This is a genomic window from Mesorhizobium sp. WSM1386, from assembly GCF_055901595.1.
Genome location: NZ_CM148373.1, coordinates 5,141,473 through 5,156,308 on the forward strand (window position 1 = coordinate 5,141,473; position 14,836 = coordinate 5,156,308).

A 14,836-nucleotide genomic window follows, 5' to 3' on the forward strand; every position below is an offset into this window, starting at 1 on the left:
GACGGCATTTTCGGTGGCCATGACGGGGTCCCCTTGCTTTTTTGTTTAGCGTTTGTGGCCGGTGTCGAGCCGGCGTTCAGTGTACATTGAATAGCGCGACATGCCGAAGCAGAACAGCCAGAACACAAAGGCGGCGAAGACGAGACCGGATTTCGCGGTCTGCGCCGTTGCCCAATTGGCGTCGGAAAAGTTCTGCTTGACGATGCCGAGCAGGTCGAACATCGAGATGATGAGGACCAGGCTGGTGTCCTTGAACATGCCGATGAAGGTGTTGACGATGCCGGGAATGACCAGCTTCAGCGCCTGCGGCAACACGATCAGGCTCATCTTCTGCCAATAGCCGAGGCCGAGCGAATCGGCGCCTTCATACTGGCCCTTCGGGATCGCTTGCAGCCCGCCACGCACCACCTCGGCCATATAGGCGGCGGCAAACAGCGACACGCCGATCAGCGCTCGTAAATACTTGTCGAAGGTGACGCCGGCCGGCAGGAACAGCGGCAGCATGACGGAGACGAAGAACAGGACGGTGATCAGCGGGATGCCGCGCACGGCCTCGATGAAGATGACGCACAGCATCTTGACGATCGGCATCTTGGAGCGCCGGCCGAGCGCCAGCACGGTGCCCAGCGGCAGCGACACGGCGATGCCGACGAAGGAGAGGCTGAGCGTGATCAGCAGCCCGCCCCAGCGCGAGGTTTCGACATGCGGCAGGCCGAACATGCCGCCGACCAGAAGGAAGAAGGAAACGATCGGCAGCACCAGGAAAAGCAGGATGGCGTTCAACCCCTTGCGGGGCACGCGCGGGATCAGCATCGGTATCAGCAGCGCCGCGAACAGGATGGCGACCACGATCGGCCGCCAGCGCTCCTCGACCGGATAGGTGCCGAACATGAACTGGCCGAACTTGGCGTTGACGAAGGCCCAGCAGGCGCCGCTCCAGCCATCCGGCTGAATGCCGCCTTGCGCCACGGTCGCGCAGACGGTGCGATCCGGCCCGGTCCAGACGGCATTGATGAACGCCCAGCCGATGACCTGCGGCAGCACCCAGGCGACGATGATGATGCCGAGGATGGTCAGGATGGTGTCGCCGACCGTGCCGACCAGGTTCTTGCGCACCCAGGCGATCGGACCGCTGACGCTTGCCGGCGGCGGCTGCGCCAGCGCCATCTCGGTACGCACCCAGGTCATGTCGTGTTCCTGCATGGTCCTACCTCTCCACCAGCGCCATTCTGGCGTTGACCACGTTCATGACGGCCGATGTCACCAGGCTGAGGATGAGATAGGCGATCATCATGATCAGCACGCCTTCGACCGCCTGTCCGGTCTGGTTGAGCACCGTTCCGGCGGTAGCCGTCAGGTCGGGGTAGCCGATGGCGATGGCCAGCGAGGAGTTCTTGGTCAGGTTGAGATACTGGCTGGTCAGCGGCGGAATGACGATGCGCATGGCTTGCGGCACCACGACCAGCCGCAGGATCGATCCGGACCGCAAGCCAAGGGCGGCGGCGGCCTCGGTCTGGCCCTTGCTTACGCCCCTGATGCCGGCCCGCACGATCTCGGCGATGAAGGCCGCCGTGTAGCAGGACAGCGCCAGATAGAGCGACAGGAACTCCGGCTTGACCTGAAAGCCGCCGGTCAGGTTGAAGGTCGACTGTTTCGGAAGATCGAAGCTCAGCGGAAAGCCGCTCAGCACGTAAGCCAGCAGCGGCAGCCCGACGATCAGCGCCACGGAAGTCCACAACACCGGAAATTGCTGGCCTGTCGCCATCTGCCGCTGACGCGCCTTGCGGGCGACGAACCACGCCATGGCGATGCCGACGACGAGCGCGACCAGGATCAGCCAGGAGCCGTCGCCCCAGACCGGGCGCGGAAAGTAGAAGCCGCGCTGGTTGAGGAAGGAGCCGAAGGGCAGGTTGTAGCTGTCGCGCGGCGGCGGCAGCACGGCCAGCACGCCCGAATACCAGAAGAAGATGACCAGCAGCGGCGGGATGTTGCGGAAGATCTCGACATAGACGGTGCAGATCTTCTGGATCAGCCAGTTCTGCGACAAACGGCCGATGCCGATGACGAAGCCGATGATGGTGGCGGTGATAATGCCGGCGACGGCAACGATGATGGTGTTGATCAGGCCGACGACGATGGCGCGGCCATAGGTCGAGTCCGACGTATAGGCGATCGGCGTGTCCGAGATGTCGAAACCGGCGCGCCCCCTGAGGAAACCGAAGCCGGAGGCGATGTGCAGGCGCTGCAGATTGTCGATGACGTTCTGCACGATCCACCAGACAGAGCCGAACAGCACGATGACGACCAGCGTCTGGAAGAAGAGACTGCGGACTTTCGGATCATTGACGAACGAAGCCCGGCTTGGCTCCTCGCGAAGGATTTCCTGCGATGCCATGCGACTATCCCCTGGAAAGAGAAACCGGGAGGCAGACGATCTGCCTCCCGGATCACATTTCGGTCAGCGGATCGGCGGAGCGTATTGCAGGCCGCCCTTGGTCCACAGCGCGTTGATGCCGCGGGCGATCTTGAGCGGGCTGCCCGAGCCGACATTGCGGTCGAACATTTCGCCGTAGTTGCCGACAGCCTTGACGATGTTGACGACCCAGTCGTTGGAGACACCGAGATCGGTGCCGATCTTGGTGTCGGCTTCCTGGCCGAGCACGCGCTTGATCTCCGGACTGGCGGAGTTCTTCATCTCATCGACATTGGCCTTGGTGATGCCGAGTTCCTCGGCATCGAGCAGCGCGAAATAAGTCCACTTGACGATGTGATACCACTGGTCGTCGCCCTGGCGCACCGCCGGTCCGAGCGGCTCCTTGGAGATGATCTCGGGCAGCACGACGTGATCCGCCGGCGAGCCGAGGGTCAGGCGGATGCCGTAGAGACCCGACTGGTCGGTGGTGTAGACGTCGCAGCGGCCGGCGTCATAGGCGGCATTGACCTCTTCGAGCTTCTCGAAGACGACCGGGTTGTACTCCATCTTGTTCGCCTTGAAGTAGTCGGCGAGGTTGAGCTCGGTGGTGGTGCCGCTCTGCACACAGACGGCGGCGCCCGAAAGCTGGAGGGCCGAGTTGACGCCCGGCAGCTTCTTGGCGTTGATCATGAAGCCCTGGCCGTCATAGTAGGTGACGCCGATGAAGTTAAGGCCAAGTGCCGTGTCGCGGTTGATGGTCCAGGTGGTGTTGCGCGACAGGATGTCGACTTCGCCGGACTGCAGGGCGGTGAAGCGCTCCTTGGCGCTGAGCGGCGTGAACTTGACCTTGGTGCCGTCACCGAAGACCGCGGCTGCGACAGCACGGCAGAAATCCGCATCGATGCCTTGCCAGTCACCCTTGTCGTCCGGCGCGGAGAAGCCGGCGAGGCCTGTCGAGACGCCGCACTGGATGAAGCCTTTCGCCTTGACCGTGTCGAGCGTGGTAGCCGACGCGGCCGACGCCATCAATCCAAGCGCAGCGGCGCCAAGAATGCCGATAGCAATGTGTTTCATGACCCACAGACCCTTTTCTGTTTTCAGGCAAAACCTGATCTTTTTTCCCGTGTGAACGCAGCTCCCATTCCGGCCCATTCCCGGAACCCCGCATCGTAAACCGACGCGCTGCCTCCCATTCACGGACAGCATCGAAGGCGATAATTCCCGTGAGGTCAAGGGAAATGACTGATTTCCAACGTGTTTGAAAATCGATTGCCCCGAATGCCTGAATTGCGGACAAGAGCGCCCGCGATTTAGTCATGAGCGCAAATAAAGTCGGCACGATCAGCTTTACGTGAAGTGAGGTTCCCGGTCGAAATCCGTCCTTGCCCGTTACTCGGCGTTACTGGCGACTCGCCGCGATCGACTGACATCATCTGTCTCCGGGTCCGGCGTTCGCGGGCGAGGATGCGAAGCTGTTCAGGATGCTCCGACGATGAACCAGACGCCGATTGCAGCCATCAACGCGCCCGTAATGCGCGGCACCAATTGCCCGGTGGGGATGATCTTCTCCAGCAGGACGAGTGCGGCGATGCCGGCGATCCACAGCACGTTCATGACGCCGCCGACGAACAGCAGGGCCATCAGCGCCCAGCAGCAGCCGAGGCAATAGGCGCCGTGGGCGACACCGAGCCGAAGCGCGCCGAACGGAGCGGAACGGAACCCGCCATGGCTGGCCAGGAACGCGATCGGCGCCTGGCATTGCCGCAGGCAGACGCCCTTCATCGGTGTCCATTGATAAAGGCCGGCCACGATCAGAAGGAGACCGCCGAGAATTGCGCTGTCAGACGCCATCGAGGGGCTGAGCAAGGCAAGGCCGGCGAGCAGCCATTGCGCGGCGGTCGCCACCAGGCTGAAGACGACCCAGACCGCGAGATAACCGGCAAAAAACCATCCCGTCGAGGCAATGGGCCGGCCGTCGGCCCGCGCCTTGCGGCCGACACCGGCGTAGAGCAGCAGCATCGGCGCCACCGAAGGCGTCATCATGCCGACCATCATCACCGTCCACATCGTGATGATGAAAGCGAAATCGGCCGCTGCCCAGGCCCGGAAAACGGGCGCCGCGGTGGCGCCCATGTCCATACCGGCGATGTCCATGCCGGTCATGTCCATGCCGGCTATGTTCATGCCGGTCATGTCCATGCCGGCTATGTTCATGCCGGCCATGTTCGACATGTCCATTTCGGCCATGCCGCCGCCCGCGCCGGCCGGCGCGGGCGAACCGGGGTGACCATGCCGGCGGCGAGCCACAGCACATAGGCCCAGGCGAGCACGGCGATCACGACGAGCGCGGCCGTCACGACCGCGCGGTCGTGCCGCAGCGCCGCCTCGAGTGCCGTGTCGCTCATGGTCGGCTCAATGCACGATGCCACTTTGCGTGAGATGCAGATTGGCAAAGTGGCTATGGGAATCGGCCAATTCGAACGCGATCGGACCGGTCGCCTTGGTCCAGCCGCGCCCGATTTCGGCCAGTGCGTATTCGAAACCGCGCGGAAGGTCTATGCGCGCCCGATGCTCGGCGCCGGTGACGGGATTCTTGATCGGCTCGCCATGGCCCTCGGTGACGCCCGGCACCTGCAGATGGCCTGTCCTTGCGTCGACGTCGACGTTGAAGTCGATGGCGGCGAAGATCGGGTCATGCAACGTATCCAGCGTGGTCGAGAAGACCTGGAATATGGTCGCTCCGGGCTCGGTGTCCTCGCCCCCGAGAATGCGAAGCAGGGCTACGCGCTGCGCCTCGTTCGCCCGTTCGTCGATGACCACCGCCGCCTCGCCGCCGCCTTCATGAATTGCGCCAGGCCAGCGAAACACACCCGCAAAGCGCAGGCCATCGAGCCTGGTGTCGCCGTGATAGCCGCTTTCGACCTCCATGCCGACCACGGCCTGGCAGAAGCCGTAGGTCGGCAAGGCGTTGAATTGGCACGGGCAGCCATAGGCGCAGTTGCAATTGACGAATTCACGCGCCTTTAACATCCACTTGACGTTGGGCATAACGATCCCTCCCATTGTTGTTCGGCGGGAGCGAAAAGCGGTGATGCGGAAGCCCAATTTGCCAGTGCGTTAGCCGCTGCCGGGATTGAACATCCGGTAAGATTGGCCCGCCTATTTTGTATTAGATATCCATCATATACCTTTTGCGGCGGCTTACAATATCCGGCGGCCAGATCGCACTCGGCAAAGCTGTCTTCGAATTGGCACATCCGAAGTCCGTCCCGTGGCGGCGGCTGGGCTGTTGCACGGCCCATGGCACCGCACTATGGCTAGCGCCTTGTCAAACGAGGCGATCAAGAATGGCGAATGACGGCAGCGGGCCAGGCAAGGTGGGCATCAACACGCGGCTTGCCCATTCGGGCAACAACCCGCACGACTATTTCGGCTTCGTCAATCCGCCGGTGGTGCATGCCTCGACCGTGCTGTTTCCCAATGCCGCCGCGATGGCGGCGCGCAACCAGAAATACACTTACGGCACGCGCGGCACGCCGACGACGGACGCCCTTGCCCACGCCATCGACGCACTGGAAGGCTCGGCCGGCACGATCGTGGTGCCGTCAGGGCTTGCGGCGGTGACCATACCGCTGCTCGCCTTCGTATCGGCCGGCGATCACCTACTGATCGTCGATTCCGTCTATCACCCGACCCGCAATTTCGCCGACACCATGCTGAAGCGGCTGGGAGTCGAGGTCGAGTATTACGACCCCCATGTCGGCGCGGGCATCGCCACACTGATCAAGCCCAACACCAAGGTGGTGTTCACGGAATCGCCGGCCTCCAACACGTTCGAGGTGCAGGACATTCCGGCCATCGCCGCGGCCGCGCATGCGGCCGGCGCCATCGTGATGATGGACAACACCTGGGCGACGCCGCTCTACTTCCGTCCGCTCGACCATGGCGTCGACATCTCCATCCATGCGGCGACGAAATATCCGGCCGGCCATTCCGATGTGCTGCTTGGCACGGTTTCGGCCAATGAGCGCTGCTGGAAGCAGCTCTATGAGAGCTTTTGCACGCTTGGCTGCTGTGCTGGACCCGACGACGTCTACCAGGTGCTGCGCGGCCTGCGCACCATGGGCGTGCGGCTGGAGCATCATCAGCGCAGCGCGCTCGCCATCGCGTCGTGGCTCGAGGGCCAGCCGGGCGTGGCGAGCGTTCTCCACCCTGCCCTCCCCAGCCACCCGGACCATGGCCTGTGGAAGCGCGACTTCTGCGGTTCCAGCGGCATCTTCTCCATCGTGCTTGCCGGCGGCGGCCAGAAACAGCAGCACGCCTTCCTCGACGCGTTGCGGATCTTCGGGCTCGGCTATTCCTGGGGCGGCTACGAGAGCCTCGCCGTGCCGGTCTGGCTCGGCGATCGCGCCGTTGCAAAAGCCGCCTATGAAGGCCCGTTGATCCGCCTGCAGATCGGCCTCGAGGATGTCGAGGATCTGAAGGCGGATATCCAGCGTGGTCTGGCCGCCGCGGCCACCGCCTGACTGCGCGTACGGGCCGGCTGCCGGACAGAACCAGCAAACAGCCGCAAGGCATTGACGCTGATGACAAAGCGCGAGCCGCTCGCAGCATCCCAGCGCGGCGTGGCGCGCAATATTATTCTCCCGGGCCGCGGCTTTCCGGATTTGTTTGACTTTCAAATCCGTGGGTTCGGCTTCATTGCGTGCTGCACGGCTTTTTAGCCAATCCATTCGTCACCAAGCCGATTCCTCCACCACAAAGTTGCCATGGCCTTTCGTCTTTTTGTCCCTATCCTTGCCGGCGCGACGCTGCGTGAACGCCTGTTGGCGTGCATCGGAGCGACGATCGGCATCGCACTGACCGGCGCGATCAGCGGACTGGCGATGGGCGGCGGCCCGCATGTGGCCCTGCTGGTGGCGCCGATGGGTGCCTCGGCGGTGCTTCTCTTCGCCGTGCCCGCGAGCCCGCTGGCACAGCCCTGGTCGATCATCGGCGGCAATTCCATATCCGCGCTGGTGGGCGTGACCGTCATGCATTTCGTCCATGATCCGATATTTGCCTCCGGCCTCGCGGTGGCGCTCGCCATCGCGGCGATGTCGTTCACGCGCTGCCTGCATCCGCCGGGTGGTGCCGCGGCGTTGACGGCGGTGCTCGGCGGGCCGGCCGTCGTCAGCGCGGGCTTCCTGTTTCCCTTCGTGCCGGTAGCCCTGAATTCGATCATCCTGGTCACGCTCGGCTTCCTCTTCCACAGGCTGGCACGGCGCAACTACCCGCACGTCGCGGCACCCGCCGCCAACAGCCACGGCACCGCCGATCCGCCGGCGGGGCAGCGCGTCGGCTTCCGGCCCGAGGACGTCGATGCGGCGCTGACCACACTCGACGAAACCTTCGACATCGACCGCGACGACCTTGAACGGCTGTTGAGACAAGTCGAACTGCAGGCGATGGTGCGGTCGCACCGGACGCTGCTTTGCCAGGACATCATGTCGCGTGACGTGGTTTCAGTTCCCGAGCAAGCCACGGTCGACGAGGCGCGCCAGCAGCTGCTCGATCACAACATCCGCACCTTGCCGGTGGTCGACGCCGAAGCAAGGCTGGTCGGCGCCGTCGGCCTGCGGGAACTGACGAAGGCCGTCGATACGGTGAAGGGTGTGATGTCCAGGGCCGGCACCGCCTCGCCCAATACGCCAGCGATGAGCCTGCTTTCCGTGCTGACCGACGGCCACAGCCACGCCGTGGTCATCGTCGACGGCGAGCGGCGCATTCTCGGCCTGATCACACAGACCGATCTTCTGGCGGCGGCCGCTCGCGTGCAGACGGCAGACAAGGGATTGGCGGCGGCCTAAAAAAGCGACGTCGGATCGCCGAAACCCGGGAACCTTTTTGCGGCAGGCGCATCCAACGTGCAGTCAAGTGTCTGTTCGGGCGTCTATTCGGGAGATCCGGTCGCGATGAGCAAGCTCGCAATGCCCGCCACGCCCGCAGTGGCCCAAAACCCTTCCAGCGACATGCTGCTCGTGCAGCGAGCGCTGGCGCGCGAGGCGGACGCCTTCCGCGCCATCATCAAGACGCACAACCAGCGGCTCTTCCGCATCGCGCGCGGCGTGGTGCGCAACGACGCCGAGGCCGAGGACATCGTCCAGGAGGCTTATGTCCATGCTTTCGCCAGCCTGGCGGCATTCCGTGGCGAGTCCTCGCTCGCCACCTGGCTGTCGCGCATCGTCATCAACGAGGCGCTGGGCCGCCTGCGCAAGAGGCGGCGCGTTGTGGCAATGCCTGAAAATCCGGAAGCGCGGATCATCCGCTTTCCCCTCAATCCCAGCGACGATCCGGAGCGGACGATGGCGCAGCGGCAGATTCTCGCACTTGTCGAACGGGCTACCGACAGCCTGCCCGACATCTACCGCATGGTCTTCGTGGCCCGCGTCATCGAGGGCCTGAGCATGGAGGAAACCGCCGACCTGCTCGGTCTGCGGCCGGAGACGGTCAAGACAAGGCTGCACCGGGCGCGTGCCCTGTTGCGCAAGGCGCTGGACGACGAGATCGGCCCGGTGCTGCTCGACGCCTTCCCCTTCGCCGGCCGGCGCTGCGAGCGGCTGACCCAGGCGGTGATGGGAAGGCTGGGCTTCGAATGATCCTGTCCTGATTTTCCGGGAACGTTTCTCCAGGTTCCGCATCCAATCAGCGTCAACTGAAAAATGCGAGCCCGGCGCCTCTCGCGACCGGGCAAGGAGGATGCCATGTTCACCCGATACACCGCCGCCCTTGCCGCCTTGCTTCTCGTCGGCGCCGCCCCGTTTGCGGCACGGGCCGCCGACAAGCCGACCGACCCGCAGATCGCTCATATCGCCTATACGGCCGGCGTCCTCGACATCGAGGCCGCCAAGCAGGCGATCAAGAAATCGAAGAACAAGGAGGTTCTCGATTTCGCCAATGACATGGAGCGCGACCATGAAGCGGTGAACAAGCAGGCGCTCGACCTGGTCAAGAAGCTCAAGGTGAAGCCCGAGGACAACGCCACCAGCCAGGCACTGACGAAGGCGGCGAAAGAGGAACGCGCCAAGCTCGCCAAGCTGAAAGGCGCAGCCTTCGACAAGGCTTATGTCGACAACGAGGTCGCCTACCACAAGCAGGTCAACGGCGCACTCGAAACCCTGCTCATTCCCTCGGCCAGCAATACCGAGTTGAAGGGCCTGCTGGAGACCGGCCTGAAGATCTTCCAGGGCCATGAGCAGCATGCCGAACACGTCGACGGCATGCTGAAATGAAAGCGGGCGCTTCAAATCGCCTGCTATGGCTGGCCGCACTGGCGCTGGTCCTTGCGACGGTGCCGGCGGCGGCCGCGACCATCCAGGTCACCATCGACAAGCTGGTCTTTTCGCCTGATGCCGTCGAGGCGAAGGTCGGCGACAGGATCGAGTGGGTGAACAAGGACGTGATCTCCCACACAGCCACAGTGAAAGGCGGCTGGGAGGTGATGATCCCGCCACGGAAATCAGCAAGCCTGACATTGAAGGCGGCGGGAACGGTCGACTATTTCTGCCGCTTCCATCCCAACATGAAGGGCCGATTGCTGGTGTCGCCGTGATCCAACGCGGAGGCGGCCCGCCGGGCCTCCTCCGGCCGTGCGATATGGGTCCATGAGCCGTCGAAGCCCGGCTTGCGGCGCTCGATCCAGGCATCGAGCCCTTCGCGCAGATCGGTGGTCGGGGCCACGCGGGCGAACTGCTCGGCCTCGACCAGCAGCCCTTCGGCAATGCTCTGGTTGAGGCCTCGCGCCACTGCCGTCAGAATGCTGGCGATGGCCGGTTGCGAGTGCCGCAGAATGCGCCTGGCCAGATCAAAAGCCGCCGGCATCAGTTCGGCATGGGGCACAACCTCGTTGACGAGACCGAACTCAAGCGCCCGCGGCGGCGGAAACCAGTCGCCCGTCAGCAGCAGCTCAAGTGCCCGCTTGCGCCCGGCCAGCCTCGGCAGGCGCTGCGTTCCGCCAAAGGTCGGCGGCATTGCAAGGTTGATCTCCGGCTTGGCGAACAGAGCTCGGTCGCTGGCGATGGCGAGCGGCACGGCCTCGGTGATCTCGCAGCCACCGCCAAAAGCAATGCCGTTGACGGCCGCGATGATCGGTTTGCGGAACGCTTCCAGCCTCGCCGTCAGCCGCTGCCCGCGCATGACGAAGTCGCGCATGGCGACATCGGAACCAAGTGCCACGCTGGCCGAAAATTCATGGATGTCGCCACCCGCCGAGAAAGCCCGCTCCCCTGCTCCGGTGAGGATGACAGCCCGGACGCTGCCATCGACTTCAATCTCGTCGAGGATCGCGAGCAGGCGATCGATCAGGGCATAGTTCAACGCGTTGAGTTTTTCCGGACGATTGAGGGTAAGGACGGCAACCTCGTCGCGGGTCTCGTTCAGGACAAGATCGGTCATTTGCTTTTCCTCTTCAGCTTGCGGCGAAAGAAGGAACATGCTTTCGGTTGCCTGTATATTCACTAGTCAGTATACATAGCCCATGCCTGAAGCTCAAAGCCCGACCCGCAAACGCATCGTCGAAGCCGCGACGAAGCTGTTCTACGCGGAGGGAATCGGCCGTGTCAGCGTCGATGCCGTCGCCGAAAAGGCCGGGCTCACCAAGCGGACGCTCTACTACCATTTCAAGAGCAAGGACGACCTGATCGCCGCCTATCTCGACGGGCGCGACCAGCCCAATCTGAAGCAGATGGCCGCGTGGTTCGAAGCACAGGAGGGTGTGGCGGACCGCAAGGTCGAGGCGATCTTCAGCAATCTGGCGCGGGTGGCGCGCCATCCGAAGTGGAAGGGTTGCGGCTTCCTGCGCACCGCCGCGGAACTCGCCTCGATGCCTGGCCATCCGGCGATCAAGGTCGGATCGCGGCACAAGTCCAACTTCGAGGGATGGCTGGCTGGCGCGTTGTCCGGGTACGACATCGAGGAGCCGCAAGCCCTGGCCCGTGAAATCGTGCTGCTGATAGACGGCTGCTTTTCGATCATGCTGATCCACCGCAATGCCGACTACATCGAAGCCGCCGGACGAGCCGCGGCCACGCTGGTCAAGGCGCGAATTTCAGGCCAGGCCTAAGCGCGTCGCGCCGAAACGGATTCATGCGACGCGCTCTAGGCCTTTGTTTTTATGCACGTCGTTCTCCCAAAACCGAGATCACTTTTGGGCGACATGCATTAGAATCCCAACGCCAGCCAAGCGGTGCCGGCGACGAGCGTGATCAGCGTCAGCGGCAAACCGACCTTGAAGAAGGCACCGAAGGACAGCGGGTTGCCGGTGACCCGCGCGTGCTCGGCAACGATCAGGTTGGCGACCGAGCCGAGCAAAGTGAAATTGCCGGCGAGCGTCGAACTCATTGCGACGACAAGCCAGGCACGCTGTGGATTCTCCAGGCCCGGTATGAACGGCCTCAGCGCCAGCACGGCCGGCACATTGCTCATGATGTTGGAGAGCACGGCCGTGAAGCCGGACAAACGCCAGACATTGTCCAGACCGAGATTTTTGGCCGAAGCGATCATATCAGGCGTCAGCAGCGTCTTTTCGGCGCCGGCAACCACGACGAACAGCCCTGCGAACATGAACAGCAGCGGCCCGTCGATTTCGCGGTAGATGCGTTCAGGCTTGATGGCGCGGGTGAGCAGGAGAATGGCGCCGCCGACCAGCGCCGCCTTGGCCACGGGAACGCCGGCGAAGAAGGCGATCGCCAGCCCGATGCAGACGATCACCGCCTTCAGCACTTGCCCGCGATGCATGCGGCCGCGCGAGACATGCGGCGTCAATTGAGCGGTGCGGGTGAACTCGGTCCGGTAGACGATGCGCACGATGACGATGACCGCGACGAGCCCGAACAGCGCGACCGGCGCGAGCGCCGCCGAAAAGGCCGGATAGGAAATGCCCGATAGCGCGCCGATGACCATGTTCTGCGGATTGCCGGTGATGGTGGCGACGCTGCCGCAGTTCGATGCCGTGGCGGTGGCGATCAGATAGGGGACCGGGTTGCGGTTGATGACGCGGGTGACGTGGACGACGATCGGCGCCATGACCAGGCAGATGGCGTCGTTGACCAGGAAGGCCGACAGCACGCCGGTCAGAAGCGTCACCATCACCAGGAGCATGAACGGTGCGTGCGCGTGCTCGATGGCGATCGCGCCAAGGCCGCGAAAAGCCCCCGATACCTTTAAATGCGCCACCACGATCATCATGCCGAGCAGAAGCGTGATGGTGTCGAAATTGATGGCCCGGTAGGCATCCTCCATGCTGAGCGCTCCAATGGCGATCATCGCGGCGCCGCCAAGCAGTGCGATCCCCGCGCGGTCGAGACGCAGGCCAGGGATGCGGCCGATAGCGACGCCGGCATAGGTGAGGACCAGGATCAGCAGTGCCGTGGCGCCCATCAATGTCATCGGTGGAAGTCCTGCTCGATCTGATGGCGCGCCGAAGGGTGTCTGGAAAGGCCAGATGGCGTGGTGCCGCTAACGCCGGTAGAAATCAAGCTGTTGCCGCAATGCCTGCGGCGAAAACAGTTGTTCGACGGTCTGCCTCGCCTTCTTGCCCACAGTTACTCGCCGCGCCGGATCGGCCTTGAGCTCGGCCAGGATACCGGCCGCCTGCTGCGTCGTTTCGAACAGAAAGCCGTTTTCGCCATGCCTGATGTGGTCGGCATAGCCGCCATGCACATGACAGACCACGGGCAAACCGCACGCCATCGCCTCGAACACCACACGGCCGAACGTCTCCACATGCGAACCGGTGCGGTAGTAGAACACGTCGAGCGTCGGCAGGAACTGTTCGGCGGCAAATTGGCCCTGCGGCAGGAGTTCGAGCAGCGGATGCGGCGCGAGCCTGTCCCGGAGCGGCAGGCCGCCCTGAATCCGCACCGCGACGCCATCGGCCAGCAATGCCTCGTAAAGCGCTGCATCGTCGCCATGATGCTTGTCCGCCGTGTCGCGGCTCAGCCGGCCGACCGTAAACGGGCCGTCCGGCCTTGCCTGCCGTGGCGCGAAACGGTCGATATCGATCGGCGACGGATGAACCACGCCCTCGACCCGCAAGAGGCGCTTTTGAAAGCCGGATATCAGCACCAGTTCGGCGTCGGGCCAGCCAAGCAGGCGCGGCATGCGCGTCGTCAGCGCGATGATTTTCGGGTGAAAGGTGTTGAAGACATAGATCAGCCGGCGCGGCTTCGGGATCAGGTAAGGCCATAGCTTGTTGCGCCAATGCGCGCCGAGGAAGACATAGGTGCCCCCGTCCGGCGCGTTGCGCATTGCCGGCGAGACAGGGCGAATCGGGAATTGGCGCATCAGCTCGTCTGACACGCGCGACGAGGTTGCCCACAGCCGCACCGGCACATCGGGGCTCAACAGTCGGTACAGGTCCAGGGTTTCGCGTTCACTGCCGCCAAACGGGTTCTGAAAACCGTTGAACAAATGGATCATGATCGCTGCGCTTACCTGGCCTTGCCCGGAGGAAGCACAGCGGTGAGATAGCGTCAAGGAAGCCGCCCGCGTAGCCTCCAGCCACTTGCAAGCCGGTGGTCAATGCATGGTGGCGGCGCTGGGTTCCGGGGCGGCCTGCGCCGGATCGAAGCTGACCTGATCGCGGCCATTCGACTTGGCGGCATAGAGCCGTCTGTCGGCGGCGGAGAATATCGCCTCATAGGTGGTCGGCCCGTTGAAGCTGGTGCCGCCGATGCTGACGGAAAGCGGACAGGAGCGGCCACCGGGCGAAAAGTCCATCTCGCTGATGCGCCGACGGATGCTTTCGGCAACCAGCCAGGATTGCGAGGGATCGACACCAGGCAGAAACACGCCGAACTCCTCGCCGCCAATGCGGCCGACGATATCGCTGCCGCGCAATTGTGCCTTGATCGTCTGCGCTATCAGCTTGAGCGCCTGGTCGCCGCAGTCATGGCCGAGGCGGTCGTTGATCGACTTGAAATGGTCGGCGTCGATGATCAGCAGCGCGCCGGAACGGGTCGGCTCCTGTTTGCGGGTCTGCTCGAGATAAGCTTCGACCAGCATCGAGAAGGCGCCTCGGTTCAACACCGCCGTCAGGCTGTCCGTCGCCGCGATGACGCTGAGATCGCGCTGGGCTATGGCCAATTGCCGGATCTTCCACATGAGAAAAAACAGGAACGAGCCGCCCAGCACCAGGGGAAGCACCAGGTCGGTCAGCTGCGCACGCCAGACGGCCTCGGTCGAAAGATAGGGGAAATTGAACGAATCGACGAAAAACGCCACAGCGATAAAGAACGCCGTTCCGGCGGCAGTGACAGCGACCACCCTGCCCCAGCTGGTCGGCGACAGGTCGAGCTTCATCCCGTTTCACTCCGTTAGCCGTCTCTACTATGACGTGCCAACGCAAACAAAATGATAAGATGTTCGTTTCAATTCGAGATCGGT

Annotated in this window: 14 protein-coding genes and 1 pseudogene; 6 read left to right on the plus strand and 9 right to left on the minus strand. The window is 63.5% G+C overall.

What is annotated here, in order from left to right; all coding sequences use genetic code 11:
• Positions 1-45: 45 nt before the first annotated feature.
• The 5 genes and pseudogenes from AC0NIH_RS25280 to AC0NIH_RS25300 all read right to left on the minus strand — a co-directional run bounded on the left by AC0NIH_RS25280 (position 46) and on the right by AC0NIH_RS25300 (position 5,461).
• Positions 46-1,203, minus strand: a complete 1,158-nt coding sequence (locus AC0NIH_RS25280; RefSeq protein WP_023766422.1) for an amino acid ABC transporter permease — start codon at positions 1,201-1,203, stop codon at positions 46-48.
• A gap of 4 nt (positions 1,204-1,207) precedes the next feature.
• Positions 1,208-2,395: an amino acid ABC transporter permease gene (locus AC0NIH_RS25285; RefSeq protein WP_013896207.1), complete on the minus strand. Its 1,188-nt coding sequence runs from the start codon at positions 2,393-2,395 to the stop codon at positions 1,208-1,210.
• Positions 2,396-2,458: 63 nt separating this feature from the next.
• Entirely contained in the window at positions 2,459-3,487 is a 1,029-nt protein-coding gene (locus AC0NIH_RS25290) for an amino acid ABC transporter substrate-binding protein (RefSeq protein WP_023766421.1), read from the minus strand.
• A gap of 402 nt (positions 3,488-3,889) precedes the next feature.
• Positions 3,890-4,818: pseudogene (locus AC0NIH_RS25295) on the minus strand (DUF2182 domain-containing protein).
• 7 nt (positions 4,819-4,825) lie between these two features.
• Positions 4,826-5,461 (minus strand): DUF1326 domain-containing protein, encoded by a 636-nt coding sequence (locus AC0NIH_RS25300; protein WP_473462259.1) that lies wholly within the window; start codon positions 5,459-5,461, stop codon positions 4,826-4,828.
• A 299-nt stretch (positions 5,462-5,760) separates the two neighbouring features.
• Between AC0NIH_RS25300 and AC0NIH_RS25305 the strand changes: the two genes are divergently transcribed.
• The 5 genes from AC0NIH_RS25305 (at position 5,761) to AC0NIH_RS25325 (ending at position 10,004) form a co-directional block, all read left to right on the plus strand.
• Positions 5,761-6,939 (plus strand): cystathionine beta-lyase, encoded by a 1,179-nt coding sequence (locus tag AC0NIH_RS25305; protein WP_473462261.1) that lies wholly within the window; start codon positions 5,761-5,763, stop codon positions 6,937-6,939.
• Positions 6,940-7,182: 243 nt separating this feature from the next.
• Positions 7,183-8,262 carry an HPP family protein gene (locus tag AC0NIH_RS25310; protein ID WP_473462263.1) on the plus strand — a complete coding sequence of 360 codons (1,080 nt, stop codon included), beginning with the start codon at positions 7,183-7,185 and terminating at the stop codon, positions 8,260-8,262.
• Positions 8,263-8,382: 120 nt separating this feature from the next.
• Positions 8,383-9,051 (plus strand): RNA polymerase sigma factor, encoded by a 669-nt coding sequence (locus AC0NIH_RS25315; protein ID WP_473462674.1) that lies wholly within the window; start codon positions 8,383-8,385, stop codon positions 9,049-9,051.
• A 105-nt stretch (positions 9,052-9,156) separates the two neighbouring features.
• Positions 9,157-9,684 (plus strand): DUF4142 domain-containing protein, encoded by a 528-nt coding sequence (locus tag AC0NIH_RS25320; RefSeq protein WP_473462267.1) that lies wholly within the window; start codon positions 9,157-9,159, stop codon positions 9,682-9,684.
• Positions 9,681-10,004, plus strand: coding sequence for a cupredoxin domain-containing protein (locus AC0NIH_RS25325; protein WP_473462270.1), 324 nt, complete (start codon positions 9,681-9,683; stop codon positions 10,002-10,004). The genes AC0NIH_RS25320 and AC0NIH_RS25325 overlap by 4 nt, the downstream gene beginning before the upstream one ends.
• Here AC0NIH_RS25325 and AC0NIH_RS25330 read toward each other — a convergent pair.
• A complete protein-coding gene (locus tag AC0NIH_RS25330) occupies positions 9,950-10,846 on the minus strand; it encodes a crotonase/enoyl-CoA hydratase family protein (RefSeq protein ID WP_473462272.1) in 897 nt (298 codons plus the stop codon). The two genes, AC0NIH_RS25325 and AC0NIH_RS25330, sit on opposite strands and share 55 nt — an antisense overlap.
• A gap of 82 nt (positions 10,847-10,928) precedes the next feature.
• Here AC0NIH_RS25330 and AC0NIH_RS25335 point away from each other — a divergent pair, with 82 nt between their 5' ends.
• On the plus strand, positions 10,929-11,513 hold the full coding sequence (locus tag AC0NIH_RS25335; RefSeq protein ID WP_473462275.1) for a TetR/AcrR family transcriptional regulator: 585 nt from the start codon (positions 10,929-10,931) through the stop codon (positions 11,511-11,513).
• A gap of 98 nt (positions 11,514-11,611) precedes the next feature.
• Here the strand turns inward: AC0NIH_RS25335 and AC0NIH_RS25340 are convergent, their stop codons facing one another.
• From AC0NIH_RS25340 to AC0NIH_RS25350, 3 genes are all read right to left on the minus strand, one after another.
• Positions 11,612-12,838 carry an anion transporter gene (locus tag AC0NIH_RS25340; RefSeq protein ID WP_473462278.1) on the minus strand — a complete coding sequence of 409 codons (1,227 nt, stop codon included), beginning with the start codon at positions 12,836-12,838 and terminating at the stop codon, positions 11,612-11,614.
• 69 nt (positions 12,839-12,907) lie between these two features.
• Positions 12,908-13,870 (minus strand): glycosyltransferase family 4 protein, encoded by a 963-nt coding sequence (locus AC0NIH_RS25345; protein ID WP_473462281.1) that lies wholly within the window; start codon positions 13,868-13,870, stop codon positions 12,908-12,910.
• A 99-nt stretch (positions 13,871-13,969) separates the two neighbouring features.
• Positions 13,970-14,752 (minus strand): GGDEF domain-containing protein, encoded by a 783-nt coding sequence (locus AC0NIH_RS25350; protein ID WP_473462283.1) that lies wholly within the window; start codon positions 14,750-14,752, stop codon positions 13,970-13,972.
• Positions 14,753-14,836 lie beyond the last annotated feature (84 nt).